Below are 25,241 nucleotides of genomic sequence, written 5' to 3'. Positions count from 1 at the left end.
CCGGCAACACGTTTTGCATGAATAGGGGCGATAAGGTGGCCGAACAAACCTCATTCACCTGTGCGAGCCTCAATGACCTCGCACAGGTGACGGATTACTCGTTCATGGACCGACTCAACGCCGACCCGGAAGCGAACGCCAGCGGGAAAGACCATGAGCCGCGCCAGGTCTTCAGGGGTCATTATGTGCCGGTTACCCCCACGCCGATTAAGGACCCGGAATACGTTGCCCACAGCAAGGATCTGTTTCGCGAGCTGGGCTTCGCCGACAGCATGGCGCAATCTGCCGACTTCGTCTCTCTTTTTTCAGGCGATATCACGCCTGTTCCCGAGTCGATGAGGAAGGTCGGCTGGGCCTGTGGTTATGCCCTTTCCATCTATGGTACTGAATTGGTCCAGCAGTGCCCCTTCCAAACCGGAAATGGTTACGGCGACGGTCGAGCCATTTCCGTTGTGGAGGTCGTCATCGAGGGACAACGCTGGGAAATGCAGCTTAAAGGGGCGGGCCGGACGCCGTACTGCCGGGGTGCAGACGGTCGTGCTGTTCTTCGCTCAAGTGCGCGGGAGTTCCTGGCACAGGAGCACATGCATGCGCTCGGCGTTCCCACGTCGCGGTCCCTGAGCCTGTATGTTTCGAAAACCGAAAAGGTCAGGCGGCCGTGGTACTCGGGTGGCTCACGCTCGACAGAGCCGGATACGGTTATTGCCGAGCCGGTGGCGATCACCACCCGTGTTGCTCCCTCGTTCATCCGTGTGGGCCAGCTGGAGCTGTTCAGTCGCCGTGCCCGCAGGAATGAGCATCCACATGCGATGGAAGAGCTTGAAAAGATCGTGTTGCACTTGATTGGCACGGAGTACGGGGACGTGATCGACCATGAACTCGATCTACCCCAGAAAGTGCTGTTGCTTGCGCGCGAATTCCGCAGCCGACTCACGTCTCTTATTGCCAACTGGATCCGGGTCGGCTACTGCCAGGGCAACTTCAACAGTGACAACTGCGCTGCTGGTGGCTTCACTCTGGATTATGGGCCTTTCGGCTTCTGTGAGGTTTTTGATCCGTACTATCAGCCCTGGACCGGTGGCGGCAATCACTTCTCGTTCCTGAATCAACCCGAGGCAGCGCACCGCAACTTCCATAGCTTTTGCTCCGCGTTGCGTCCGCTTCTGGAGGGCAATCAGGATCATCTCTGGCAACTCGATCAGATTGAGCGAGCGTTTCCCGCGCATATGCAGGCCCAAATGGAAGCGATGTGGGCGGCGAAACTGGGCCTTGATGCCTTTGACGCCGAGCTGTTCGGTGAGCTCAAGACGCTGATGGCGCAGACCCCTGTGGATTACACGATCCTCTTCCGGGAGCTCTCGGAGATACCCGACGATATTGGTCCGCTCAGGAAAAGCTTTTACAGGGCGTTGGACAGCGAGGGATCCGTGGAGGCTTCAATGGCGAACGAGGACCGCGACGGTCTGGAAAAACGCTGGTCAGAATGGCTCAGAAAATGGCAGTCACTTGTCGGTGTCGACAGCACGAGCGATTCAAACGCGGGCCCGCAGGGCCGCCGTGAGGCGCTTGCTTACCAGATGAAACGCGTGAACCCCAAATACACGCTGCGCGAGTGGTTCGTTGTACCCGCTTACCAGCAGGCCTCCAAGAGCCACTACGCACCACTGCGGCAGCTGCAGGACGTCATGACCCAGCCTTACGCCGAGCAGTCAAATGAGGTTGAGACGGCATTCTACAGACTGAAGCCGCCCGAGTTGTTCAATGTTGGCGGTGTTTCCTATTACAACTGTTCGTCATGACTGGAGGGATGCAGCGATGGATCTTTTTAACACGCTCAAGCAGCAATGCGGGGAGGAGTGGCAGGCCTACATCAACCATTCGTTCCCTGCCCGTCTCGCCGAGGGGTCGCTGCCGCGCTCGGCCTTCCGGCACTATCTCATCCAGGACTATATCTTTCTGAAGCATTTCAGCCGTGCCTGGGCGCTGGTTGTGTACAAGGCCGATTCCATCTCAACAATGCAATCAGCTGTGGCGGTGCTGGATGGACTGTTGAATCATGAGATGGCGATGCACGTTGAGTACTGCGGCCAATGGGGAATATCGAGAGAGCAGATTGAGCAGGCGCAGGAAGCCCGGGCCAATATGGCGTACACACGGTATGTTCTGGATGCGGGCCTTTCCGGTGATCTGCTGGATCTTATGACGGCCCTGGCTCCCTGCGTACTGGGCTACGCCGAGATTGGACGTAATTGTGCTGACAAAGCGGGCGGTGACATTGAGCATCATCCGTTCGGGAAATGGATTGAGACCTACTCGGGGGATGAATTCCAGGCGCTTGCCACCAATGTTCAGCAACTGATGAATGACCTTTATGCTCAGGAAGCTCAAAAGGAACGATTCAATAGACTTTCACGGATCTTCACTGATGCAACGAAGTTAGAGCAGGCATTCTGGGATATGGGGCTTGAGGTGGGTGGTGCATAAGCCCCGTCAATCCAATTAGAAAACAGTTTAAAGGAATCAATAGCATGAGTGTTGATGTTGACGTCAGCGACGCAGCGCGGGATTACCTGGCCGAGCTCCTGGCGAAGCAGGAGACCCCTGGCATAGCGGCGCGGATGTTCGTCCACAATGGCGGTACATCAAAGGCGGAGACGTGTTTGGCGTTCTGTCCGCCCGGGGAGGAGGAAACCAGTGACACCCCACTGACGTTTGGCGACGTCACGCTCTATCTGGATGCGCCGAGCCTCCCCTACCTGCGGGAAAGTCGCATCGATATTGAGGCGGCGGGCGAGTCCGAGACGCTCACTATCAGGGCACCCTATGCCAAGCAGCCAGCGACGCCGCCCAAAGAGTTAGCCCTCCCAATGGCGTGTGTGGCGCGGCGTGTGCCCCATGGCAATGAGGTTACTCTGCCAGAGGGCGCTGAAGTTTCCGTGACTCAGGCACTCGGCGGCAGTGTAACGGTGAAGCATGAGGGTAATCTCTACCGCCTCTCGCCAGAAGAAGCCGGCAAGGTCGGTCTGCGCAGTGACGTGGCCATATTCGAAACCCCGGAGGATGGGCAAATCAGCGAGGACCAGTGTTGGCAAGCGCTGGAGCAGGTGTACGACCCGGAAATTCCGGTGAGTATCGTCAGTCTGGGCCTGGTCTACGAGCTGACTGTTGATGCGCAACAAAACTCGGTGTATCTGCGGATGACGCTGACCTCGCCGGGCTGTGGCATGGGCGATGTAATTGCCGGTGATGCCCGTAACCGCCTGATGGAGGTGCCGTTCGTGGAAAACGCTGAGGTGGACATTGTCTTTGATCCGCCATGGACCTTCGACATGGTCAGTGATGCGGCTCGGCTGGAGCTGGGACTTCTATGAGCGGCTGCAAAGGAGCCACCCACTCAATCGACGGGGCACTGGTTTAGGGCCGGCTCGCGCCCAGCATCTGGCCAGTTCAAGAAAAGGGCCTGCGATGCTTCGCAAGCCCCTCGATTGTATGGCCCGCCCGATAGGATTCGAACCTATGACCTCTGCCTCCGGAGGGCAGCGCTCTATCCAGCTGAGCTACGGGCGGTGGGCAACACCGGAATGGGTCACGCCGGTGTCGGTTCGAGGGCTTATGCCCTGCGAGCAGCGCCTTCGAAACTGAGTCGCATGATAAGGGCCGTTGGCCTGCAAGTCCATCCCTTCTGACATTTCGGTACCGACCAGCGCCTGTCCACTGTATCAGTATCCAGTGAGACCATTTTTTGCGCAAAACACTTGCATTCTTTTGAGGAAATAAGAATAATTAGCATTAAGGTGTTCGTTAGCTGCCATGCAGGAGTTGTCATGTACGTCTGTGTCTGCAATCAAATTACTGATCACGAAATCCGCCGCGCGGCAGAGGATGGCTGCTCCAGTATGCGCCAGCTGTGTAACGAGCTGGGTGTTGCCAGTCAGTGTGGCCGCTGTGGAACCATGGCGAGGGACATCCTGAACGAGCATCGTCAGAGCCTCGACCTGGATCTGCTCAACACACTGGCACGGCCGGCATAACGCCCGTCTACACGGTTACCGGCTGGTCGCCCCTGACCCGCTTGTGCTAATTTAACGGCATTAGCACAGACGAATCGGATCAGGAGACAGGTCTCATGAAGGGCGACAAGCAAGTCATTCAGTATTTGAATCAAGCGCTGGCTGCGGAACTGACCGCTATCAATCAGTACTTCCTTCATGCCCGTATGCTCAAGGACTGGGGCATCGATAAGCTGGGCAAGATTGAATACGACGAATCCATCGACGAAATGAAACACGCCGATCGGCTGATTGAACGCATTCTATTTCTGGGCGGGCTCCCCAATCTGCAGGACCTTAACAAGCTGCTGATCGGTGAGAATGTCAAGGAGATTCTGGAGTGTGACCTTAAGGCGGAGCACGACGGAATTGCGATCTACCGGGCTGGCATCAAGCAGGCGGAGTCCGTTCAGGATTACGGTTCACGGGATCTGCTGGCCTCCTTGCTGTCAGAAGAGGAAGGCCACGTCGACTTCCTGGAGACTCAGCTCGATATGATTGACCGTATGGGTCTTGAAAACTACTGCCAGCTCCAGTCCAGTGGAACTGCAGAGGAAGATGGCGAGTAAGCAGGCTCGTATCATCGGCCAGGAGCGGGTATAATTGGGGCGCTTCTGACGATTGAGGTGTGGTAATGAACAAACTGACCCGTATTTTCGTAAGTCTCGGCCTCATTGCAGCGCTGGGTGGTTCCGCGCTCACATTGGCGGCTGTTGAGGATCAGATAAGGAATCGCATTAAGCCCACTGGCAACGTGAATATTGCGGGTGAGCAGGGCCAGCAGATGCAGCAACAGGCCAGTGGGCCCCGAGGCGGAGAAGAAGTCTACGCAGATGCCTGCGCGGCCTGCCATGACTCCGGTGCTGCAGGCGCGCCCAAGCTGGGTGATACAGGCGCCTGGTCGGATCGTATCAGCAAAGGTAAGGAGACTCTCTACAGCCACGCGATTAATGGCTACAACGCGATGCCGGCCAAAGGTGGCTGCAGTGATTGCTCTGATAAAGAAATCGAGAATGCCGTTGACTACTTGGTCGCAGAGGGCGAATAAATAAGCTTTCCCTCGGTTAAACGAAGTGGGGGGCGAGTGCAGTCTCGGGCATTTGAGAGCAGTCAATGCGAGTTACCAGCTACACAGACTATTCCCTCAGGGTTTTGATGTACGTCTCCCTCCAGGGTGACCGGTTGGCGACCATACAGGAGGTCGCTGACCGGTATCGGATCTCCAAAAACCATCTGATGAAGGTGGTTCATCAGCTTACCCGTAAAGGGTATCTTGACAGTATTCGAGGTAAGAAAGGTGGAATCCGACTGCGTATGGCATCCTCGGACGTCAATCTGGGTGTGCTGGTGCGTGAGATGGAGCCTGATCTGAATCTGGTCGAATGTTTCGGGCCGGATAACACCTGCGTTATATCACCGGTGTGCTCGCTCAAGGGTATCCTGAGTGAGGCCTTGGAAGCGTTTCTGGCAACGTTGGATCGTTATACTCTGAGTGATCTCATCTCTGAAAATAATGCCCCTCAACTGATCCGGCTTCTAAACATCCCTGTTGATGAGCCTGGCGCAGAGACCGCGTGACGTTCAGCCGCCAGTCATGTTCATGAATCGCAGGATCTGAACATCGCCGTCAGTAGTGAAGTGGTGCTCCTTGGGCTTGAGGTCCATGGCGCTGATAATGGCCTCCCGGATTGGTTCGTCATCCTCAGGGTAGCGCCGCATCAGCCCCTTCAGATCCTTTGAGTGTTCGTTCCCCAGGCAAAGCAGCAGCCGCCCCTCCACGGTCAGACGTACGCGGTTACAGTCGCCACAGAAGTTATGGGTATGCGGAGAAATGAAGCCTACCTTGCTCGGTGAGTCCGGCATCTGGAAGTAGCGCGAGGGGCCACCGGTATCCGCGGTACTGGGGATGAGGCTGTAACGCTGCTCGATGATTTCCCGAACCTCGTCGCTGGAGCAGAAGGTTTCGTCCCGGGTGTGATCGGAGATCTCGCCCAGCGGCATTTCCTCGATGAAGCTGATATCGATACCGCGTGAACGTGCGAACTCAACCAGGTCCAGCACTTCATGGTCGTTACTGTTCTTCATGATGACGCTGTTGAGCTTGATGCCTTTGAAGCCGGCTTCGACGGCGGCATCAATGCCTTTGATGACGCGGTTGAGGTCCCCGGTTCGGGTAATATTACGGAACTTTTCCGCGTCCAGTGAATCGAGGCTGATGTTGAGCCGGTCCATGCCGGCGGCCTTGAGGTCATGGGCCATGTGAGGCAGTTGGCTGCCGTTGGTGGTCATGGCAAGATCATTGAGCTCAAGATTTCCGATGTCCTCGACCAGCTTCACAATATCCTTGCGGACCAGTGGTTCGCCGCCGGTCAGGCGGATTTTCTCAACGCCGAGTCCACGGAAGATCCGGGCGATGCGCGCGATTTCCTCCAGGCTGAGTATCTGCTGGCGCGGCAGGAATTCCATGTCCTCGCTCATGCAGTAGACGCAGCGGAAGTCGCACCGATCCGTGACCGAGATGCGCACATAGGTGATGGTGCGCCCGAATTGGTCGACCAGCGCTTTTTGCGGTTCGGACATCGTATTCTCCTTACTGCTCGCTCATGGCCTGGAGCTGTACGGGTTCGCCTTCACGTGTAAAGATAGCGAACTGATCAAGGTTCTCCCCGGTAGTGAGGGTCTGGGCCATCCGCGTGAGGTGTTGCTCGGTTTCGTCCTCGGGCAGGGGCTCGCCGTTGCGCCCGGGGAGAACGGCCGTCATCAGAAATTCCCAATTGGTGCTGACCTGATCCGCCTCTGCAACAATGTCTTTCAGGCGGGTCTCGGGTGTCAAGGGGAAGTCACGCACCATCAGGGGCATGAGGGAGCCCTGGTCGTCCATGGCAGCGTGTTCGCCGCTGGCGGTTTTTTCCTGGAGACGCTGTACGTTGATGAGCACGACCAGCAGCTTGGTGCCGGGGCCGTCCATCTCGGACATTTTGGCCAGGTCGTCGAAGGTGGTGATGCTTGGTTCGGGGGTGAAGGTTTCTACCGCCATTTGAATGCCTCTGTATTCGGTGATTGTCGCCAGCTTCTTTTGACCTCAACAGTATAGCCCCTACTGTACCAATGGGTTATCGGCTCCGTTGAGATCAATCCCTTCAATGCGCGAGCGACCGGCCAGGATCTGGAGGTATTGGCTGACGGAGCGGCGCCAGACGGATTCCTTCAGATAGGTGGCGATTTTTTCCTTAACGGCTTCGTAGGATAACAGCTCACCGCGCTGGCGCTCGTGCAGCCAGACCACGTGGAAGCCGTAGCGGGTTTCCAGGGGGTGGGTTGATATCTCACCCTCCGGGAGGCGATCCAGTGCTTTCTCAAAGTCGTGGGCGGTGTCGCCGGGGCCCACGACGCCCATATCGCCGCCAGCCTCAGCGGAGGGGCATTTTGAGTGCTTGAACGCGAGCCGGGTGAACCGGTTGGCGTCCGCCTGGCAGATGCGGATGATGCGGCGGCAGCGCTCACGGGCGGCCACGCGGGCCTCGGCATCGTCAGCCGGTGCTGGGCGGAAGATGTGGGAGACATGGTACCGGCTGGGTGACCGGAAGCGCTCGCGGTTGCTTTCGAAGTACTGGCGGCAGGCGGCTTCGTCCGGCTCCGGGTTGTCCAGTTCCTGGTCGAGCAGAAGGCGGATCTGGGCTTCTTCCTGGGTTTCTGCTGTCTCACGGTTTTCACCGGTGATGCCCTGGCGTTCCGCTTCTGTGATCAGCATTGTGCGGATAGACAGAGCGCGTGCCGCTTCTTTTCGGGCTTCCTGAAAGGATGATGCCGGATGATATTGGACCTCCTGATCAATGGCATCTTCGGTAATAGTGCGACCGTTAACCAGGATTTCGCCACCGGCGACTTGCTGAATAGGGATGGCTTGCATGCTACCTCCGGGGGTCGGTTGGGGCGGCAGGAGCCGGGGATGCTTGCACAGGTGTACTTGTGGCGGTTCCCGGAAAGCATCCCCGGCTCCTGTCGACCCATTGGAAAGAGTCCGGTCACTGCGGCCTTACGATCTGGTACCGCCGGGCCACGTATTCCACCGGCCAGCTCCAGATGTGCACCAGCCGGCTGAACGGGAAGGCGGTAAACATCAGCAGGCCGAGAAAGATGTGAGTCTTGTAGATCCAGTGCACGTCCACGATGTACTGCCATGCCCCTGCCTGGAAGGTGACGATGTTCTGGGCCCAGTGGGCCAGCTGAACCATGACGGAGCCGTCCAGATGGCTTGTGGAGATAAACAGCGTCCCCAGGCCGGTGATCAGCTGCAGATAGATCAGGCAGATGATGAACGTGTCCATAGGGCTGCTGTTGGCGCGCACCCGGGCATTGAACAGCCGCCGGTAGACCAGGTAGCTCAGTCCGGTAAAGCACAGCAGGCCGAAGATGCCGCCAGCAACAATGGCGATCAGCTGCTTGGCGCCGGGCGTCAGGCCGACGGCTTTGTAGACCGGTGTTGGCGTCAGCAGGCCAAAGAGATGGCCAAAGAACAGCAGCAGTATGCCGACGTGGAAGGCAATACTCGCCCAACGGAACCACGGCGGGTTATTCAACGTCTGGCTGGACATGGCCCGCCAGGTGTACTGGCCACGCTCGTAGCGCAGGAAGCTGCCGAGCAGGAAGATGGTGCCGGCCAGATAGGGGCCGACGCCGAAGATCAGTTGGTTGATGTAGGTTTCCATGGTGTCTCTCCCCTCAATCAGCGTTGGCCGGCGGCCTGGGCGCCGGGGTTGTCCACCCAGCGCACCGGGATCTCGTCCGTTGGGCTGGTGGCGGCGCCAGAGCTCGTGTTGCCGCAGCTACCACCGGCCGGGTCATTGTTGCCAAGGAAGGTGATCTGCTCCTCCTCCCAGATCTCGTCCATTTTCGTAATGGTTTCGTCCGGGCCTTCGGTGGAGGCCAGCTCACGCATATCCCGCGCCTGTTCACAGCTGCCGCCGATGGCTTCCAGGGCGTGGAACAGCGCCGCGTAGGACGATTCCTTCTCCTGCAGACGTGCACCAAGCAGTACCATGACGGGCATGGCATCACCGAGCATGTCGGTGATCTCGGTTTCGTCCTGGGTGGAGAGGTATTCCAGGAACAGCGGAATGTGATCCGGCAGCTCCTTGGCGTCCAGCTCGTAGCCGTTGAGGCGATAGTGTTCCATCAGGTCCACCATGGCCTGGCCGCGGTCCCGGGACTCGCCGTGCACATGCTCGAACAGGTGCAGTGAGAGGTGGCGGCCGCGGTCGAACAGGCTCACGTACTCCTCCTGAATTTCACCCAGGGGCTGGTTTTCGAGTTCGTTGATCAGATCAACAACGGCCTGTTTGGGGCCGTCCGCCAGCCGCTGCTCGTTGCGGACAACCTCGGCCATTTCCGGCAGCGCTTGCTGCATGGCTGCGTTCGGGTAGGCCATCAGGTGCGCCAGTGCTCTTAATGCCAGCATTTCGATCTCCTCAGTTCCCGACCTTGTCCACGCGCACGGCGAAGAACTGGCGTTTGTTGTTGGGCTTGCCGCCGAACACGTCGGCGTCGTCGCCGCCACCGGCGTTACAGCCACTGCCGAAGCTGAAGCCGCAGCCACCACGTTCGGTCTGGCCGTCGTAGATGGATTCGGCGTATTCACGCTTGTTGGTCGGGATCACGAAGCGGTCTTCGTAGTCGGCAATGGCCATGTAACGGAACATCTCCTCGACCATTTCCACGCTCAGGCCGACGCGTTCCAGTACGTCGATGTTCTCGACCCCGTCCACGTTGCGCCCGCGCATGAAGGCCCGCATGGCCAGCATCCGCTCCAGTGCGTGGGTGATGGGTTGCTCCTCACCGGCAGTCAGCAGGTTGGCCAGGTAGCGCACCGGGATGCGCAGCTGGTCCACATCCGGGATGGCGCCGTTATAGCCGATCTTGCCGGACTCGGCGGCCGACTGGATGGGCGACAGCGGCGGCGCGTACCACACCATGGGCAGCGTCCGGTATTCCGGGTGCAGCGGGAACGCGACCTTCCACTCCATGGCCATCTTGTAGACGGGGGAGTGCTGGGCGGCCTCGAGCCAGTCGTCCGGGATGCCCTGACGGCGCGCTTCGTCGATGATTTCCGGATCGTTCGGATCCAGGAACACATCCATCTGCGCTTCGTAGAGGTCCTGCTCGTTGGGGGTGCTCGCGGCCTCCTCAATGCGGTCGGCGTCGTAGAGCATCACGCCCAGGTAGCGGATCCGGCCCACGCAGGTCTCGGAGCACACGGTTGGCTGGCCCACTTCGATACGTGGGTAGCAGAAGGTGCACTTCTCGGACTTGCCGGACTTCCAGTTGTAGTAGATCTTCTTGTACGGGCAGCCAGAGACGCACATACGCCAGCCCCGGCACTTGTCCTGGTCGATCAGTACGATGCCGTCCTCTTCCCGCTTGTAGATGGCGCCGCTGGGGCAGGACGCCACACAGGTGGGATTGAGGCAGTGCTCGCACAACCGGGGCAGGTACATCATGAAGGTGTTCTCGAACTGGCCGTAGATCTCCTTCTGGATGCCCTCGAAGTTGTAATCCTGCGAGCGGTGCTTGAATTCACCGCCCAGGATTTCTTCCCAGTTCGGGCCCCATTCGATCTTCTCCATGCGCTTGCCGGTCAGCAGTGAGCGCGGCCGTGCCGTCGGCATGGTCTTGGCGTCGCCGGCCTTCTGCAGGTGCGCGTAGTCAAAGTCGAAGGGCTCGTAGTAGTCATCAATCGCCGGCATGTCCGGGTTGGCGAAGATGTTCGCCAGTACCCGCCAGCGCCCGCCGATGCGGGGCTGGATGCTGCCGTCGTCGAGGCGCTTCCAGCCGCCTTTCCAGCGTTCCTGATTCTCCCACTCCTTGGGGTAGCCCACGCCGGGCTTGGTCTCGACGTTGTTGAACCAGGCGTATTCCATGCCTTCGCGGGAGGTCCAGACGTTCTTACAGGTTACTGAGCAGGTGTGGCACCCGATGCACTTGTCCAGGTTCAGCACCTTGCCGATCTGTGCGCGTATCCTCATGTCATGCCCCCTCTGTTCGCATGGCATCGCCCGATTCCTCGTCCATCCAGTCGATGTTGCTCATCTTGCGGACGACGATGAATTCGTCGCGGTTGGAACCCACGGTTCCGTGATAATTGAAGAAGTAGCTCTGCTGCGCGTAGCCGCCGATCATATGCGTCGGCTTGAGAACGGCCCGGGTGACGGAGTTGTGAATGCCGCCGCGGTTGCCGGTGATCTCGGATCCGGGCGTGTTCACGATCTTCTCCTGGGCGTGGTACATCATCGACATGCCCTCGGGCACCCGCTGGCTGACCACTGCCCGCGCCGTAATCGCACCGTTGATGTTGAAGGCTTCGATCCAGTCGTTGTCTTCAAGCCCGGCCTTGGCCGCGTCTTTCTCGCTCATCCATACGATCGGGCCGCCGCGCGAAAGCGTGAGCATCAACAGATTGTCCGTGTAGGTGCTGTGGATGCCCCACTTCTGGTGCGGCGTGATGAAGTTGAGAACGATCTCGGTGTTGCCGTTGCCCTTCTGGTTCATGATTGGGTCGATCGTTTTCATATCGATCGGCGGCTTGTACACGCACAGAGTCTCGCCGAAGGCGCGCATCCAGAGGTGATCCTGGTAGAACTGCTGGCGCCCGGTCAGGGTTCGCCACGGGATCAGCTCGTTGATGTTGGTCCAGCCCGCGTTGTAGCTCACCTTGTCGGACTCGATGCCGGACCAGGTGGGCGAGGAAATGATCTTGCGCGGCTGGGCCACGATATCGTTGAAGCGGATGGTCTCGCCTTCATGGGCGCGTGCCAGGTGCGCGTGCTCGCGGCCGGTCTGTTCGCTCATCGCATCCCAGGCGCGCACCGCCACGTGGCCGTTGGTTTCCGGCGCCAGACTCAGAATGGTCTCGCAGGCGTTGACTGCCGTCCGGATCTTGGGGCGACCCTTGGTGCTGACGTTTTCGGTCACGCGACCGTTGAGATCGCCCAGAAACTCGACTTCATCCTGAGTTTTCCAGGTGATGCCTTTGCCGCCGTTACCTGCGTTGTCCATAAGCGGGCCAAGCGCGGAAAAGCGGTTGTAGGTCTCGGGGTAGTTGCGCTCCACCGCCACCATGTTGGGCATGGTCTTACCCGGGATGGGTTCGCACTCACCTTTCTTCCAGTCCTTCACATCCTTGGGCTGGGCCATCTCCGCCGGGGTGTCGTGGATGTGCGGCAGGGTGGTCACATCGGTTTCCTCACCCAGATGGCCCTGGCACAGCTCCGAGAACTTCTTGGCAATGCCGCGGTAGATGTCCCAGTCCGAGCGTGACTCCCAAGCCGGATCCACGGCCGCCGTCAGCGGGTGGATGAACGGATGCATGTCGGAGGTGTTCATGTCGTGCTTTTCGTACCAGGTGGCCGTTGGCAGCACGATGTCCGAATACATGCAGGTGGTGGACACGCGGAAGTCCAGGGTCGTCAGCAGGTCCAGCTTGCCGGTAGCCGCCTCGCGCCACTGGACTTCTTCGGGCTTCTCCGCATTGGGAATGCTGTCCAGATCCTTGCCCTGCAGGCCGGTCTCGGTGCCGAGCAGGTACTTGAGGAAGTACTCGTGACCCTTGCCCGAGGAGCCCAGCAGGTTGGAGCGCCAGACGAACATATTGCGCGGGAAGTTGGCCGGATTGTCCGGATCTTCGCTGGCGAACTGCAGGCTGCCGTCGCGCAGCGACTGCACGATATAGTCCTTGATCTCCATGCCGGCCTGCTTGGCCTCGCGCGCCACCTGCAGCGGGTTGCGCGACAGCTGCGGCGCGGACGGCAGCCAGCCCATGCGCTCGGCGCGCACGTTGTAGTCAATCATGGAGCCGTTCCAGTCATCCGCATTGACCAGCGGTGACAGGATCTCCTCCATATCCACGGTCTCGTGCCGCCACTGGCTGGTGTGGCTGTAGAAGAAGGAGGTGGAGTTCATGTGGCGCGGTGGCCGGTGCCAGTCCATTGCAAAGGCGACGGGGGCCCAGCCGGTCTGCGGGCGCAGCTTCTCCTGGCCCACGTAGTGCGCCCAGCCACCGCCGGAGACGCCGACACAGCCGCACAGCATGAGCATCTTGATGACGCCGCGATAGTTCATGTCCATGTGGTACCAGTGGTTCATCGCGGCACCGATGATGATCATGGACTTGCCCTGGGTCTTGTGGGCGTTGTCGGCGAACTCGCGCGCGATGGTGATGACCTTCTCGCGCGGTACACCGGTAATTGCTTCCTGCCAGGCCGGGGTGTAGGGCACATCGTCATCGTAAGAGCTGGCCACGTGGTCGCCGCCCAGACCCCGGTCGATGCCGTAGTTGGCCACCATCAGATCGAACACGCTGGCGACACGCGCACTGCTGCCATCAGCCAGGGTAATGGTGCGGATCGGCACGCGGCGCTGCTGTACCGGATCGTGGCTGGTATGGGAGAAGTGCGGGTTGCCGCCGCCCCCAAAGTAGGGGAAGGCCACGCTGGTGACGTCATCCGCGCTGTCAATGTGGCTCAGGCGCAGGTGGATGTCCTTGCCGTCACTGGTCTTCTGCTCCAGGTTCCACTTGCCCTTGTTTTCAGTCCAGCGGAAACCGATGGAGCCGGTAGGCGCGACCAGAGTGCTGCTGTTTTCGTCCCAGGAAATGGTTTTCCAGTCGGCGTTGTCGTCTTCGCCGAGATCGTCCGCCAGATCTGAGGCACGCAGGAAACGCCCGGGGACGGTATTGCCGTTCTCTTCGTCCAGAAGCACCAGGTAGGGCAGGTCGGTGTAACGGCGCACGTAGTCGTCGAAGTAATCGCTCTTACCCTCAACGTGCCATTCCTTGAGGATGACATGGCCCAGCGCCATGGCCAGGGCGGAATCGGTGCCCTGTTTGGGGTTGAGCCAGACGTCGCCGAACTTGGACGCCTCGGAATAGTCCGGCGTCACCGTGACCGTTTTGGTGCCCCGGTAGCGGGCTTCGGTCATGAAGTGGGCGTCCGGCGTGCGCGTCTGCGGCACGTTGGAGCCCCACATCATCAGGAAGGTGGAGTTGAACCAGTCCGCGGACTCCGGCACATCCGTCTGTTCGCCCCAGGTCTGGGGTGAAGCCGGCGGCAGGTCGCAGTACCAGTCGTAAAAGCTCATGCAGACGCCGCCGATCAGCGACAGATAACGGGTGCCGGCGGCGTAGGAGACCATGGACATGGCGGGAATCGGGGAGAAACCGATGATCCGGTCCGGACCGTAGTCGCGCGCGGTGTAGACGTTGGCGGCGGCGATGATTTCCTGTACTTCGGTCCAGTCGGCGCGCACAAAGCCGCCCAGGCCACGCCGGGACTTATAGGCGTGGGCTTTGTGTGGGTCCTGGACGATGGAGGCCCAGGCTTCGACCGGGTCGTTATGCTGCTGCTTGGCCTGGCGCCAGAGTTCCACCAGGTGGCGGCGAACCATGGGGTATTTCAGGCGGTTGGCGCTATAGATGTACCAGGAAAAGCTGGCACCGCGGGAGCAGCCACGCGGCTCATGGTTGGGCAGCCCCGGGCGCGTGCGCGGGTAGTCGGTCTGTTGGGTCTCCCAGGTGACCAGCCCGTTCTTGACGTAGATCTTCCAGGAGCACGAGCCGGTGCAGTTCACGCCGTGGGTGGAACGCACCACCTTGTCGTGCTGCCAGCGTGAGCGGTAGCCGTCCTCCCAGCGCCGATCCTCGTCCACGGTAACCCCGTGGCCATCGGCGAAGGGTTCCCTCTGGCGCTTGAAGAACGTCAGTCGGTCCAGAAAGTTACTCATTTTGATCTCCTCAGGGTTGCCCTGTTCGCGCTACCTGAATGTTGAGCTTTCTCAATGTCCAGGCTTATGGATCCTATTCTGGGCAAAAAGAAGCATTGGGTCTGCATGGATACCACGAGATAACCGGGGTCTACCCATCAAGGGATAGGCGGGCATCACACCTGAGGTTCAGGGGCTTCGCCGAGAGCAGCGAGAAAGCTGGCGGCGATCACAATCAGCGCGATGCTCATCAGGGGCGTGAAACGCCAGCCGAAAGCCTCGGTGATGAGGGGCGTGGAGGCATAGGCGAAGATGAGCCCGAGAATGCTCAGCATCAGGAGGGTAACGGTCAGAATGACGCAGGGAATGTGGGTGAGCTTGCGCAGGTAAACGATCCCGATAACAAAGCAGCCTGGGACAATGCCGAGCCCCATGCCTACCAGCAGCAGGTGGCTGAAGTGGCTGGCCAGCGCCAGCCCCGCGAGCGACGGTATCAGGGCGATAAAGGCGATTAACAGTAGATTGCCGGGATTGCTGGCACCCAGGGCCCATCGGTAGCACGGCCACAGGAGCGGAACGCTCACGATGGCCGGCGCCAGCAGGATGGCACTGAACTGCGTGCTGGTCAGTTCGAAGCCCTGAGCGACCAGCGTGATCAGCGCCCAGAAAACGCCCCAACTGCCCGCCGCCAGTGCCAGAACCAGCGTGGCCAGGGGCAGGGAACTGGAGAGATTCCATTTGTGGCCTGTGGGTGGCATCAGATTCAAGACCTTATCCATGGTAACGACCACTTGTGGTTCAACTGTTCAAGTGTCTGCTCAACCCCTGAGAGGGTCAAAAGATCTTAAGAGGTAGTTGGCTGTTGAATTGGTGTAGTATGTCTATTACTTTCGGCGTACGCCGAGTCCGTTATCACTTGCCGAGAGCCTCATGCGTCTTTTCAGGGATTCATTGATTGCCCGCGTTGGTGTGGCGCTGGCCGCCGTTGTGATCGTGGCACTGATCAATATTGTGGTTTCGCTGATCATCTCTGCCAGTGCCAGAGGTGATGCCACTGCCATCAACCACTCGGGTCTGATCCGTATGGAGCTGCAGCGCCTGGTAACCCTTGCCGGCGTTGAGAGCGAGGAATCGCCTGGCGGGGCGCGGCAGGCGCTTGAACAGCAGATGCAGCAGATCACGCACCGTTTGGAGAGCCCACTGCTCAACAGTGTCATGCCCGGTCTGGATCATCCGGTAACAGCCCGCTATCAGCGGGTGCGGCTGACTTGGCTGGCTCTGATCCGGCCTGCCTATCAAGGCGCGCTTGAGGGTGACGGTATCGCCAGCATGCCCGTGCGTACCACCACCGCTTTTATAACGGAGGTCGATGATCTGGTGGGCGCTCTTGAACGCCGCGCCGAATCCCGGATTACGCTGCTGGCCATGGTGCAGGTGCTGTCCCTGCTGTTGACCCTGGCAGTGGTGATTGTTCTGTTCATTGATGTGCGCCGGCGTGTGGTTGAGCCTTTGAACCGGCTTCTGACCATAGCGCGGGCAGCGGCGCATCAGGATTTTTCCCGGCGCACAGAGTTCCGGGGCCAGGATGAGCTGGGCGTGCTTGGCCGCAGCTTTGATCAGATGAGTGCATCCCTCTCGCGACGGTATGCGGATCTGGAGTCCCGGGCCGCCGCCCGTGCTGATGAACTGGAGCGCAGTCACCGGGCGCTGCAGCTTCTGCACAGCGCCAGCCGGTCTCTTTACGCGGCGACGGATCTGTGTGAAGGATCCGTTCCTTTATTGCAGCAGCTTGAAAGCCTGCTCAACATTGGACCAGTCAGTCTTTATCTGCATGAACGGGAGAACGAGGCCTCGTTTGAGGCGGTGACGACGTTCGCGGAAACCCGCCCGGACCATTGCCGTTCTTTCAACTGTGATGCCTGCTTGGTTGGTTGCCACAGTTTTCTGGATCAGCCCGAGGAAGACCGTATGCGCCTGCTTTTGCCGGTGCGTACCGGTGATGAGCTGGTGGGGACCCTGGAGGTCTGGTACCCGAGAGGCAGGGAGCTTGAGCAACATGAACGTCAGCTTTTGGAGACCCTGGCAGACCAGCTGGGTACCGCTGTCTACCTGAATCAGCGAATGACCGAGCAGCAGCGGCTGACGTTGATGGAAGAACGCACCGTGATCGCGCGTGAGCTGCATGACTCGCTGGCGCAATCGATGTCTTATCTCAAGATGCAGGTGGCCCGCCTTCAGCGAATCCAGCAGGAATCCGGCCGTGAGGTGGATGCCCGCGAAGGGGAGGTGATCCAGGAGCTTCGAAACGGGCTCAACAACGGCTACCGCCAGCTTCGTGAGCTGTTGACAACCTTTCGTCTGCAGTTCGATTCGCCCGGGCTTGAGGAGGCCCTGAACCAGACGGTGAGAGAGTTCAGTGAGCGGCTGGGCTACCCCGTGTCACTGGAATACAATATGGCGCCCAGGATGTTCTCACCCAATGAAGAGATCCACGTGCTTCAGATTGTGCGTGAAGCGCTGGCGAACGTGCTCAAACATGCCAGCGCGACCCAGGCTTCCGTGCACGTCTACCAGCACAATGGGGCTCTGCGGGTGGTGGTTCGGGATAATGGCGTCGGGTTGCCTGATGATGGGGTACCACCGAGTCACTATGGCATCGTGATCATGCGTGATCGCAGCCAGACCCTGGGCGGCGAGATCAGCATGCATAACCGGGAGGAAGGGGGCACTGAAGTGCGCCTGATGATTCCCCAGAACAACTCCAGCCTGATCCAGGCTTCCTGAACTTTTCGGCAACTGACCAGTAACGGGATAAAACCATGAGCCAGCCAGAAGAAAACAACCCCGCTCGCCTTCTTCTGATTGATGACCACCCCCTGCTTCGCCGGGGTATTACCCAGTTGCTGGACATGGAAGACAGCATGACCCTGGCAGGAGAGGCGAGTAATGCCGAGGAGGGTTTGCGGCTTGCAAAAGAACTGGATCCGGATCTGATCCTGTTGGATCTGAATATGCCCGGGACAGATGGGCATGAAACGCTGCGCAGGCTCCGTGATGATGGCTTTCCCGGGCGTATTGTGATTTTCACGGTATCGGATGCCGAGGATGATGTGGTCACGGCGCTGCGTGCCGGAGCGGATGGCTATCTGCTCAAGGACATGGAGCCCGAGGATCTGATGGGTCGTCTGCACCAGGCGGCCGTAGGCAAGCTGGTGATCAGTGACCGGCTGACCACCCTGCTGGCGGATGCCCTGCGCCAGCAGCAAACCCCGGAAACGCAGGGCCCGGACTACGCCAGCCTGACCCCGCGCGAGAAAGACATTCTGCGCCACATCGCGGAGGGGCTTTCCAACAAGATGGTGGCCCGGCGGCTGGATATCAGCGAGGGCACCGTGAAGGTGCACGTCAAGCACCTGCTCAAGAAGCTCGGGCTGCGTTCCCGGGTGGAAGCCGCCGTCTGGGCGGTGCAGGAGGGGTACTCCGAAACCTCATGAGAGGTCGTCCATAAGTGCTGACAGAGTGGCTCGGCCGCGGCGCTGGTTCGCCTCGGGGTCTTTGTCCGAGCTGCCCTCGCGTTCCACATGGTCGTCCGGCATTTCGTCCAGAAAGCGGCTGGGAATGGGCTCAATGAGTTCGCCGTACTGCTTGCGCTGGGCAGTGTAGGTCAGGGTCAGGGTGCGCTGGGCGCGGGTGATGCCCACGTACATCAGGCGCCGCTCCTCCTCGATGGTTTCTGACTCGATGCTGCTGCGGTGCGGCAGCAGTTCCTCCTCCAGCCCCATGACGAAGACATGAGGAAACTCCAGCCCTTTTGAGGCGTGCAGGGTCATCAGCTGGACCCGGTCGCTGTCGTCCTCTTCCTCCTGGCGATCCAGAATGTCACGCAGTACCAGGCGACTGACGGCGTCCTCCAGGGTCTGTTCTGTATCGCCGTCGTCTTCGTCCGGTTCCATCTGCTCGATGGAATCCAGCAGGTACCACACGTTCTCCATGCGCTTCTGGGCCTGCTTGGCGCTGGAAGCGTTCTGGTGCAACCATTCTTCGTATTCCACCTCAGTAAACATCCGGCGGATCACGTCCAGGGTGTCATCGCCGTTTTCCAGCTGGGCGCGAACGTCGTGCAGGAAGTGGGTGAAACGGCGCAGCTTCTCCAGGGCCCGGCCCTGGATATGGCTTTCGGCACCTACTTCATCCAGAGCACGCACCAGACTCATCTGTCGCTGGCGAGCGTAGCCGGTGAGCTGCTCCAGCGTGCGCGGGCCGATCTCCCGGCGCGGGACGTTGACCACGCGCAGGAAGGCGACATCGTCATCCGGGTTGGTCAGAAGGCGCAGATACGCCATCGCATCCTTGATTTCATTGCGCGCGAAAAATGAGGTTCCGCCGGAGATTTTGTAGGGGATCTGGTAAGCCTGGAGCTTGATCTCCAGCAGTTTCGACTGATGGTTGCCTCGATAGAGCACGGCGAAGTCGCGGTATTCCGAGCGATTGCGAAGCCGCTGGTCCAGGATCTCGGAGGCGATGCGTTCGGCCTCGCCTTCCTCATTACGGGTACGCAGAATGCGGATGGGATCGCCCACACCCAGGTCACTCCACAGGGCTTTGTCGAAAACATGCGGGTTGTTGGCGATAACGGTATTGGCTGTGCTCAGGATGCGGCGCATGGAACGGTAGTTCTGTTCCAGCTTGACAATCTTCAGCGACGGGAAGTCCTCTTTGAGCTGGGCCAGGTTTTCCGGCCGCGCGCCGCGCCAGGCGTAGATGGACTGGTCGTCGTCACCGACCACCGTCAGGCCCTGACGGTGGCCCACAAGCATGCGTACCAGCTCGTACTGGCTCAGGTTGGTGTCCTGGTACTCATCCACCAGCAGGTAGCGGATGCGGCGCTGCCATTTCTGCAGCACCTCCTCGTGGTTGCGGAACAGCAGCACCGGCAGCAGGATCAGGTCGTCGAAGTCCAGGGCGTTATAAGCTTTAAGGTAGTCCGCGTAATGCTGGTAAATGACCGCAAAGCGCTCCTCGCGGGCCTCGTTGGCCCGGCTCAGCGCCTGGTCGGGCAGCAGCATCGCATTCTTCCAGCTGGAGATGGTCGCCTGCAGATCACCAATCCCGAGGCCGGTGTCCGGGGCGTGCTCCGCTAACAGATCACGCAGCAGGGCGCGCGCGTCCTCGGCATCAAAGATGGAGAAGCCTGGATGGTAGCCGACCGCGTCGTGTTCTTCGCGCAGGATGGTCAGTCCGAGGTTGTGGAATGTGGCCACGGTCAGGCCCCGCGCGGCGCGCCGGTCGACCAGTTTGCTGACCCGCTCTTTCATCTCACGGGCTGCCTTGTTGGTGAAAGTGACGGCAGCGATGTGGCGCCCAGGGTAGCCGGCGTACTCAATCAGATGGGCGATCTTGCGCGTGATGACGCTGGTTTTGCCGCTGCCGGCGCCGGCGAGCACCAGCAGGGGTCCGTCCAGGTATTTAACGGCTTCGCGTTGGCGGGGGTTGAGATCGGCCACGGGCAGTCCTCCTGAATGGCATTGCATTATAGCATTGAGAGGGCGTGGCTTGATTGGCGCTGGCAGCAGTGATTTAATTCCGTCCTGTGCGCTCACAGGCGCACAAGGAATTCGATTCACCCCGAATCGGCAAAGCAGGTATCAGATCAGAAAAGGAACAGGGAGAGGTTCATGGGCAAACCCGCTGCCACCCTCGGCGATTTTCACGTCTGTCCCCAGTTTGATGGGCCCAAACCCCATGTGGGCGGTCCTGCCGTTGAAGGCGCACCGGATGTGCTGATCGGGGGGTGCCCCGCCGTCCGTCAGGGCGACAAGGCCGTCTGTCTAGGACCGCCGGACACCGTCAGTGAAGGCTCGCCGACGGTATTCATCAATGGCAGGCCTGCCGCCACCCTGGGCTGTGCGACAGCCCACGGGGGTAAGCTGGTGGTCGGCAACCCGACGGTGCTCATCGGCTGAGCCCGGATAATCGGATCAGCCGTAGCGACCGGTAATGTAGTCTTCGGTCTTCTGCTCGCGCGGATTAGTGAAGAGCGTGTCCGTGTCATTGAACTCCACGATTTCGCCCATATGGAAGAAGGCGGTATAGCTGGCTACGCGCGCAGCCTGCTGGAGGTTATGGGTGACGATGGCGATAGTGTAGCGGTCCTTCAGCTCGTCGATCAATTCCTCAATGGTGGCCGTGGCCAACGGGTCCAGGGAGGAAGCCGGCTCGTCCATCAGGATGACTTCCGGGTTCACGGCAATCGCACGGGCAATGCACAGACGCTGCTGCTGGCCGCCGGAGAGGGCCGTACCCGGTGTTTCGAGCCGGTCCGATACTTCCCGCCAGAGTCCTGCGCGTTTTAGCGAGTGTTCCACCAATTCGTCCAGGTCTCTGCGGCTGTTCACGATGCCATGCAATCGTGGTGCGTAGGCAATGTTCTCGTAGATACTCTTGGGGAAGGGGTTGGGCTTCTGGAAGACCATGCCCACGTTGCTGCGCAGCTGGACGACGTCCACATCGGGATCGTAAATGTCTTCGCCATCCAGGGTGATTTCCCCGTTAATCCGCACACTCGGGATCAGGTCATTCATGCGGTTGAGGCAGCGCAGGAATGAGCTCTTGCCGCAGCCCGAGGGGCCGATCATGGCCGTTACTTCCCGATCATAGATGTTGAGATTAAGGTTGTGCAGCGCTTGTGTCTGGCCATACCAGAGATTCAAATTCTCGGCCCTGACCTTGACGTCTTTGTTGGCGGCTTCGGCCCTGGGGGTCGGTGTGTCGGTGTCGGTCTGCCCGGTCATAGCGGTCACTGATTCCGTGGTCTCGGGTGATTCGGTTGTGGCTTCAGAGTACATAAGCACCTCGACTAGCGCTACCAGCGGCGTTCGAACCGGCGCCGCAGGAAGACGGCCGTTGCATTCAGGGTCAGGAGCACCGCCAGCAGCACCAGGATGCCGGCAGCCGTCTTCTCCACATAGGCTTGCTGGGGTTCCGAGGCCCAGGTGAAGACCTGTGCCGGAAGAACCGTGGCGGACTCAAAGATGCCGGAAGGCGCCTCCGGGATGTAGGCGATCATGCCCACAATGATCAACGGCGCCGTTTCGCCCATGGCCTGGGCCAGCCCGATGATGGTACCGGTGAGTATGCCTGGCAGTGATGACGGCAGCACATGGTCCCTTACCACCTGCCAGCGGGAGCAACCCATGGCGAAGGCGCCAAGGCGGATGGGATCGGGTACGGCTCGCAATGCCGCGCGGGTGCTTATGATGATGATCGGCAGAGTCATCAGACCCAGGGTCAGGCCACCGGCCAGTGCTGAGGAACGGGGAACCCCGAAGAAGTTGATGAACAGGGACAGACCCAGCAGGCCGAAGATGATCGACGGCACCGCAGCCAGGTTGTTGATGTTGACCTCGATGGTCTGGGTCAGCTTATTGTCCGGGGCGAACTCCTCCAGATAGACCGCCGACATGACCCCGATGGGGAAGGCGAAGATCAGAGTGATGCCCAGAACATAGAGGGTGCCCACAGCCGCCGAGAAGATACCCGCCAGTTCCGGCAGCTTGGAGTCGCCGGTGGTGAAAAAGCGGGTATTGAAAGCCTCGCGGATCTGGCCTTCCGCAAAGAGGGTATCGACCTTCTTCTTTAGATCGTTGCTGATGGAATGACCGTGTTTGAGATACTGGTCAATTTCCGCTTTCACGGGCACCCATTTTTCATCGGTGGTGCCCATCAGGTCGGGGTTGCGGTCAATGGCTAAGGGTATGGAGCGTGTTGCACCCCGTGAGGCGACCTCACGCATCTCCCCGGGCAGCGCGAACTGGCTCAGACGGGCGGAGCGCTCGTTGTACTCAAGCGTGACCTTGACCTCATGCTGCCAGAAGGCGGTGTAACCCTGGCTGATAATGTCACTGAAGAACGCCACGATGATGGCGAAGGCGATGGTAACCGCCCCAATGCAGTACGCCTTGAAGCGCCGTTCGGCACGGTAGCGCCGGCGGATGCGGGCATCGTTGGCGGAGCCGGTCAGTTTGCGCGTACTCATATCGGATCGCTCAGTCGTATTGTTGCTTGAAGCGCCGCACCAGCACCGTGGAGATGATGTTCAGCGTCAGGGTTACAATGAACAGCACCAGCCCCAGGGCAAAGGCGGAGAGCGTCTGAGGGCTGTCGAAGGACTGGTCTCCGGTCAGCGAATAGACAATGTTGACGGTGACCGTGGTCATGTCTTCCAGCGGGTTCCAGGTCAGGTTGGGACGAACGCCCGCCGCCATCACCACGATCATGGTTTCGCCCAGGGCGCGTGAGACCCCCAGCAGGAAGGCGGATATCACGCCGGGTAATGCGGCGGGCACGACCACGTTCTTGATGGTTTCAGAACGGGTGGTGCCCAGCGCGAAGGCGCCCTCGCGCAGGCTCTGGGGAATGCTGTTGATCACGTCATCCGAAAGTGACGAGATGAAAGGAATGATCATGATGCCCATGACGATGCCGGGCGAAAGAATGTTGCTGTAGGAGGCGTCGAGCCCGAATAAGCCGGCAATGTCCACCACAATGGGCGTTACGGTGATGGCGGCGAAGAAACCATAGACCACCGTGGGAATGCCGGCGAGGATCTCGAGGATTGGTTTGACCACGCCCCGGGTGCGCAGCGATGCGTACTCGGACATGAAGATCGCGGACAGCAGCCCGATGGGCAATGCCACTGCCATGGCGATGGCGGTGACCATGAAGGTACCCGCAAACAGAGGTACCGAACCGAAGACACCACCACCGCCCTCACTGACTTCATCACCGCGGCCGGCAGCTTCCAGGAAAGAATCCCCGGGCGACCAGACGGTCCCGGTTATGAATTCCCAGACACTGACTTCCCGGAAGAAGCGCATGGCCTCGAAAATGACCGACAGCACAATGGCGAGGGTGGTCATGATGGAAATCAGAGCCGCGCCCAGCAGCAGCCAGCGAATCAGCCGGTCAAGGGTATTGCGGGCGCGCAGGTTGGGGCGGATTGCCTTGAGGCCACAGGCGAAGCCGACTGCCGCTGTGACCAGCGTCATGATCAGCACCAGCTCTGAAGGCAGAGCAATCCAGCCGAGAAGATTGAGCAGGGAGGCGGCAAAGGCGACCCCGATGGCGGGCACCGCCATGGCGACTACTGAGTACCAACCGTACTGCTGGGGCCTGGAGTGCAGGCGGTTGCCATCGGCCTGGGTTGCCAGTGCCTTGCGCCGGCCCAGGAAGAATCCGGCGTAACCCAGCGGGATCAGTCCCGCGAGCATGAACAGCGTGGTTTCACCTACGCCCACTGTTGTTGCCTCCCCTGTACACTCGAAAACCCGACTGCCCGCAGGCGGCGGAAAGCAGCCGGGAAATTACCAGAGATTACTTGAGATCGCTACGTTTGAGTTCAACCCGATTGGCAACGCGTTCCTGCCACTTGCTGCGGGTTTCGCCATTCAGGGGAATCAGGCCTTCACCAACGAGCAGCCCGTTCGGACCAATCATCAGATCGTCCATGAAGAGGCTGACGTAGCCGTCAACACCCGACACCACGTCCCCTTCGTGGGCGTTCTTGATGTAGAACCACAGGCTCCGCGCGATGGGATAATCTTCTTTGGAAATGCTCTCGGTCGTGGGTTCAACGCTATTCACGCTGAGGGCCTTGATGCTGTCGCGGTTCTCCTCCAGAAAGCTGTAACCGAAGACGCCAATAGCCGCCTTGTTTTCCTGAATGCGTTTGACGATCAGGTTGTCGTTTTCACCTGAATCCACGTAGGCACCGTCAGAGCGGACATCGGTGTACTCACCTGGGTAGCCGGCTTCTTCACTGACAGCCGCCATAGCCAGTTCCTCAAAGGCATCGCGGGTGCCGGAGGTGGTTGGCGGGCCAAGGATTTCGATCTCACGGTCCGGAAGGCTCGAGTCGATGTCACTCCAGTTGTCGTGGGGATTGTCTACCAGTTCGCCGTTCTTCGGAACCTTATCGGCCACTGCCAACAGGATCTCTTCACGGGTAACGTTGAAATCATCATTGGCTTTGCTCTGGGCCAGGACGATGCCATCGGAGCCGATCATGGCCTCAGTGATCTTCTTTACGCCGTTGTCCTGGCAGCGGTCAAATTCGCTGGGTTTCATACGGCGGGAGGCGTTGGTGATGTCCGGCGTGCCGGCACCAGTGCCTTCACAGAACAGCCGGATGCCGCCACCAGACCCCGTGGATTCAATGGTTGGAGTGGGATACTCCGTGGTGGCCCCGAACTCTTCGACCACATAACTGGCGAAGGGGTAAACGGTGCTTGAACCAACGATCCGGATCTGGTCGCGCTCCTGGGCGACAGAAGCCGTGCTCGCGCTCACAAGTGCGGCCAGGGCGATGGCGGATTTTTTCCAGGTCTGCATCAGGCGACTCCTATGGTTGCCTCGTGATCAATCAGGTTGTCACTTTATGAG

23 protein-coding genes and 1 tRNA gene are annotated in these 25,241 nt (G+C 59.7%); 10 read left to right on the top strand and 14 right to left on the bottom strand.

Features of this window, described 5'->3' with window-relative positions; all coding sequences use genetic code 11:
• The first annotated feature begins 35 nt into the window (after nucleotides 1–35).
• Genes AAF659_RS11505 through AAF659_RS11495 form a run of 3 tightly spaced genes read left to right on the top strand, consistent with a single transcriptional unit; the run spans nucleotide 36 to nucleotide 3,371 of the window.
• On the top strand, nucleotides 36–1,799 hold the full coding sequence (locus AAF659_RS11505) for a protein adenylyltransferase SelO (protein ID WP_349751898.1): 1,764 nt from the start codon (nucleotides 36–38) through the stop codon (nucleotides 1,797–1,799).
• 16 nt (nucleotides 1,800–1,815) lie between these two features.
• A complete protein-coding gene (gene tenA, locus AAF659_RS11500) occupies nucleotides 1,816–2,484 on the top strand; it encodes a thiaminase II (RefSeq protein ID WP_349751897.1) in 669 nt (222 codons plus the stop codon).
• Nucleotides 2,485–2,528: 44 nt separating this feature from the next.
• Nucleotides 2,529–3,371, top strand: a complete 843-nt coding sequence (locus AAF659_RS11495; protein ID WP_349751896.1) for an iron-sulfur cluster assembly protein — start codon at nucleotides 2,529–2,531, stop codon at nucleotides 3,369–3,371.
• Between the two features lie 119 nt (nucleotides 3,372–3,490).
• Here the strand turns inward: AAF659_RS11495 and AAF659_RS11490 are convergent.
• Nucleotides 3,491–3,567: transfer RNA gene (locus tag AAF659_RS11490), tRNA-Arg, on the bottom strand.
• 257 nt (nucleotides 3,568–3,824) lie between these two features.
• Here AAF659_RS11490 and AAF659_RS11485 point away from each other — a divergent pair.
• The 4 genes from AAF659_RS11485 (at nucleotide 3,825) to AAF659_RS11470 (ending at nucleotide 5,627) form a co-directional block, all read left to right on the top strand.
• The gene (locus AAF659_RS11485; protein ID WP_349751895.1) at nucleotides 3,825–4,031 is read left to right on the top strand and encodes a bacterioferritin-associated ferredoxin; all 207 of its coding nucleotides are present in this window, start codon (nucleotides 3,825–3,827) and stop codon (nucleotides 4,029–4,031) included.
• 95 nt (nucleotides 4,032–4,126) lie between these two features.
• Nucleotides 4,127–4,618 (top strand): bacterioferritin, encoded by a 492-nt coding sequence (gene bfr / locus AAF659_RS11480; RefSeq protein WP_349751894.1) that lies wholly within the window; start codon nucleotides 4,127–4,129, stop codon nucleotides 4,616–4,618.
• Between the two features lie 65 nt (nucleotides 4,619–4,683).
• The gene (locus tag AAF659_RS11475) at nucleotides 4,684–5,097 is read left to right on the top strand and encodes a c-type cytochrome (protein ID WP_349751893.1); all 414 of its coding nucleotides are present in this window, start codon (nucleotides 4,684–4,686) and stop codon (nucleotides 5,095–5,097) included.
• A 65-nt stretch (nucleotides 5,098–5,162) separates the two neighbouring features.
• Nucleotides 5,163–5,627, top strand: a complete 465-nt coding sequence (locus AAF659_RS11470; RefSeq protein ID WP_349751892.1) for an Rrf2 family transcriptional regulator — start codon at nucleotides 5,163–5,165, stop codon at nucleotides 5,625–5,627.
• 3 nt (nucleotides 5,628–5,630) lie between these two features.
• On the opposite strand, the gene moaA is transcribed toward AAF659_RS11470, so the two are convergent.
• From moaA to AAF659_RS11430, 8 genes are all read right to left on the bottom strand, one after another.
• Complete coding sequence (gene moaA, locus AAF659_RS11465) at nucleotides 5,631–6,629, bottom strand: GTP 3',8-cyclase MoaA (RefSeq protein WP_349751891.1); 999 nt, start codon at nucleotides 6,627–6,629, stop codon at nucleotides 5,631–5,633.
• A gap of 10 nt (nucleotides 6,630–6,639) precedes the next feature.
• Nucleotides 6,640–7,086: a hypothetical protein gene (locus AAF659_RS11460; RefSeq protein ID WP_349751890.1), complete on the bottom strand. Its 447-nt coding sequence runs from the start codon at nucleotides 7,084–7,086 to the stop codon at nucleotides 6,640–6,642.
• Between the two features lie 60 nt (nucleotides 7,087–7,146).
• The gene (locus AAF659_RS11455; RefSeq protein WP_349751889.1) at nucleotides 7,147–7,959 is read right to left on the bottom strand and encodes a peptidylprolyl isomerase; all 813 of its coding nucleotides are present in this window, start codon (nucleotides 7,957–7,959) and stop codon (nucleotides 7,147–7,149) included.
• Nucleotides 7,960–8,074: 115 nt separating this feature from the next.
• On the bottom strand, nucleotides 8,075–8,758 hold the full coding sequence (gene narI / locus AAF659_RS11450; protein WP_349751888.1) for a respiratory nitrate reductase subunit gamma: 684 nt from the start codon (nucleotides 8,756–8,758) through the stop codon (nucleotides 8,075–8,077).
• Nucleotides 8,759–8,775: 17 nt separating this feature from the next.
• Complete coding sequence (narJ, locus tag AAF659_RS11445; RefSeq protein ID WP_349751887.1) at nucleotides 8,776–9,507, bottom strand: nitrate reductase molybdenum cofactor assembly chaperone; 732 nt, start codon at nucleotides 9,505–9,507, stop codon at nucleotides 8,776–8,778.
• Between the two features lie 10 nt (nucleotides 9,508–9,517).
• The gene (gene narH / locus AAF659_RS11440) at nucleotides 9,518–11,071 is read right to left on the bottom strand and encodes a nitrate reductase subunit beta (protein ID WP_349751886.1); all 1,554 of its coding nucleotides are present in this window, start codon (nucleotides 11,069–11,071) and stop codon (nucleotides 9,518–9,520) included.
• Between the two features lies 1 nt (nucleotide 11,072).
• Entirely contained in the window at nucleotides 11,073–14,822 is a 3,750-nt protein-coding gene (locus AAF659_RS11435; RefSeq protein WP_349751885.1) for a nitrate reductase subunit alpha, read from the bottom strand.
• A gap of 155 nt (nucleotides 14,823–14,977) precedes the next feature.
• Nucleotides 14,978–15,580, bottom strand: coding sequence for a hypothetical protein (locus AAF659_RS11430; protein ID WP_349751884.1), 603 nt, complete (start codon nucleotides 15,578–15,580; stop codon nucleotides 14,978–14,980).
• A gap of 151 nt (nucleotides 15,581–15,731) precedes the next feature.
• Between AAF659_RS11430 and AAF659_RS11425 the strand changes: the two genes are divergently transcribed.
• Together AAF659_RS11425 and narL are read left to right on the top strand one after the other, a co-directional pair.
• On the top strand, nucleotides 15,732–17,585 hold the full coding sequence (locus tag AAF659_RS11425) for an ATP-binding protein (RefSeq protein WP_349751883.1): 1,854 nt from the start codon (nucleotides 15,732–15,734) through the stop codon (nucleotides 17,583–17,585).
• Nucleotides 17,586–17,620: 35 nt separating this feature from the next.
• Entirely contained in the window at nucleotides 17,621–18,295 is a 675-nt protein-coding gene (gene narL / locus AAF659_RS11420; protein WP_349751882.1) for a two-component system response regulator NarL, read from the top strand.
• On the opposite strand, the gene rep is transcribed toward narL, so the two are convergent.
• Nucleotides 18,290–20,332, bottom strand: coding sequence for a DNA helicase Rep (gene rep, locus AAF659_RS11415; RefSeq protein ID WP_349751881.1), 2,043 nt, complete (start codon nucleotides 20,330–20,332; stop codon nucleotides 18,290–18,292). The two genes, narL and rep, sit on opposite strands and share 6 nt — an antisense overlap.
• Before the next feature lie 144 nt (nucleotides 20,333–20,476).
• Between rep and AAF659_RS11410 the strand changes: the two genes are divergently transcribed.
• Entirely contained in the window at nucleotides 20,477–20,764 is a 288-nt protein-coding gene (locus AAF659_RS11410; protein ID WP_349751880.1) for a PAAR domain-containing protein, read from the top strand.
• Between the two features lie 15 nt (nucleotides 20,765–20,779).
• Here the strand turns inward: AAF659_RS11410 and pstB are convergent, their stop codons facing one another.
• The 4 genes from pstB to AAF659_RS11390 form a co-directional block, all read right to left on the bottom strand.
• Nucleotides 20,780–21,592 carry a phosphate ABC transporter ATP-binding protein PstB gene (gene pstB / locus AAF659_RS11405; protein ID WP_349751944.1) on the bottom strand — a complete coding sequence of 271 codons (813 nt, stop codon included), beginning with the start codon at nucleotides 21,590–21,592 and terminating at the stop codon, nucleotides 20,780–20,782.
• 71 nt (nucleotides 21,593–21,663) lie between these two features.
• Nucleotides 21,664–22,836: a phosphate ABC transporter permease PstA gene (gene pstA, locus AAF659_RS11400; protein WP_349751879.1), complete on the bottom strand. Its 1,173-nt coding sequence runs from the start codon at nucleotides 22,834–22,836 to the stop codon at nucleotides 21,664–21,666.
• 10 nt (nucleotides 22,837–22,846) lie between these two features.
• A complete protein-coding gene (pstC, locus tag AAF659_RS11395; protein ID WP_502949208.1) occupies nucleotides 22,847–24,097 on the bottom strand; it encodes a phosphate ABC transporter permease subunit PstC in 1,251 nt (416 codons plus the stop codon).
• A 76-nt stretch (nucleotides 24,098–24,173) separates the two neighbouring features.
• Nucleotides 24,174–25,190, bottom strand: coding sequence for a substrate-binding domain-containing protein (locus AAF659_RS11390; protein ID WP_349751878.1), 1,017 nt, complete (start codon nucleotides 25,188–25,190; stop codon nucleotides 24,174–24,176).
• Nucleotides 25,191–25,241 lie beyond the last annotated feature (51 nt).

Origin of the sequence: Salicola sp. Rm-C-2C1-2, from assembly GCF_040196175.1 — a bacterium.
GTDB lineage: Bacteria > Pseudomonadota > Gammaproteobacteria > Pseudomonadales > Oleiphilaceae > Halospina.
Note: the sequence above shows the minus strand (reverse complement) of the source record. Positions and strands in the feature narration are given on the sequence as shown.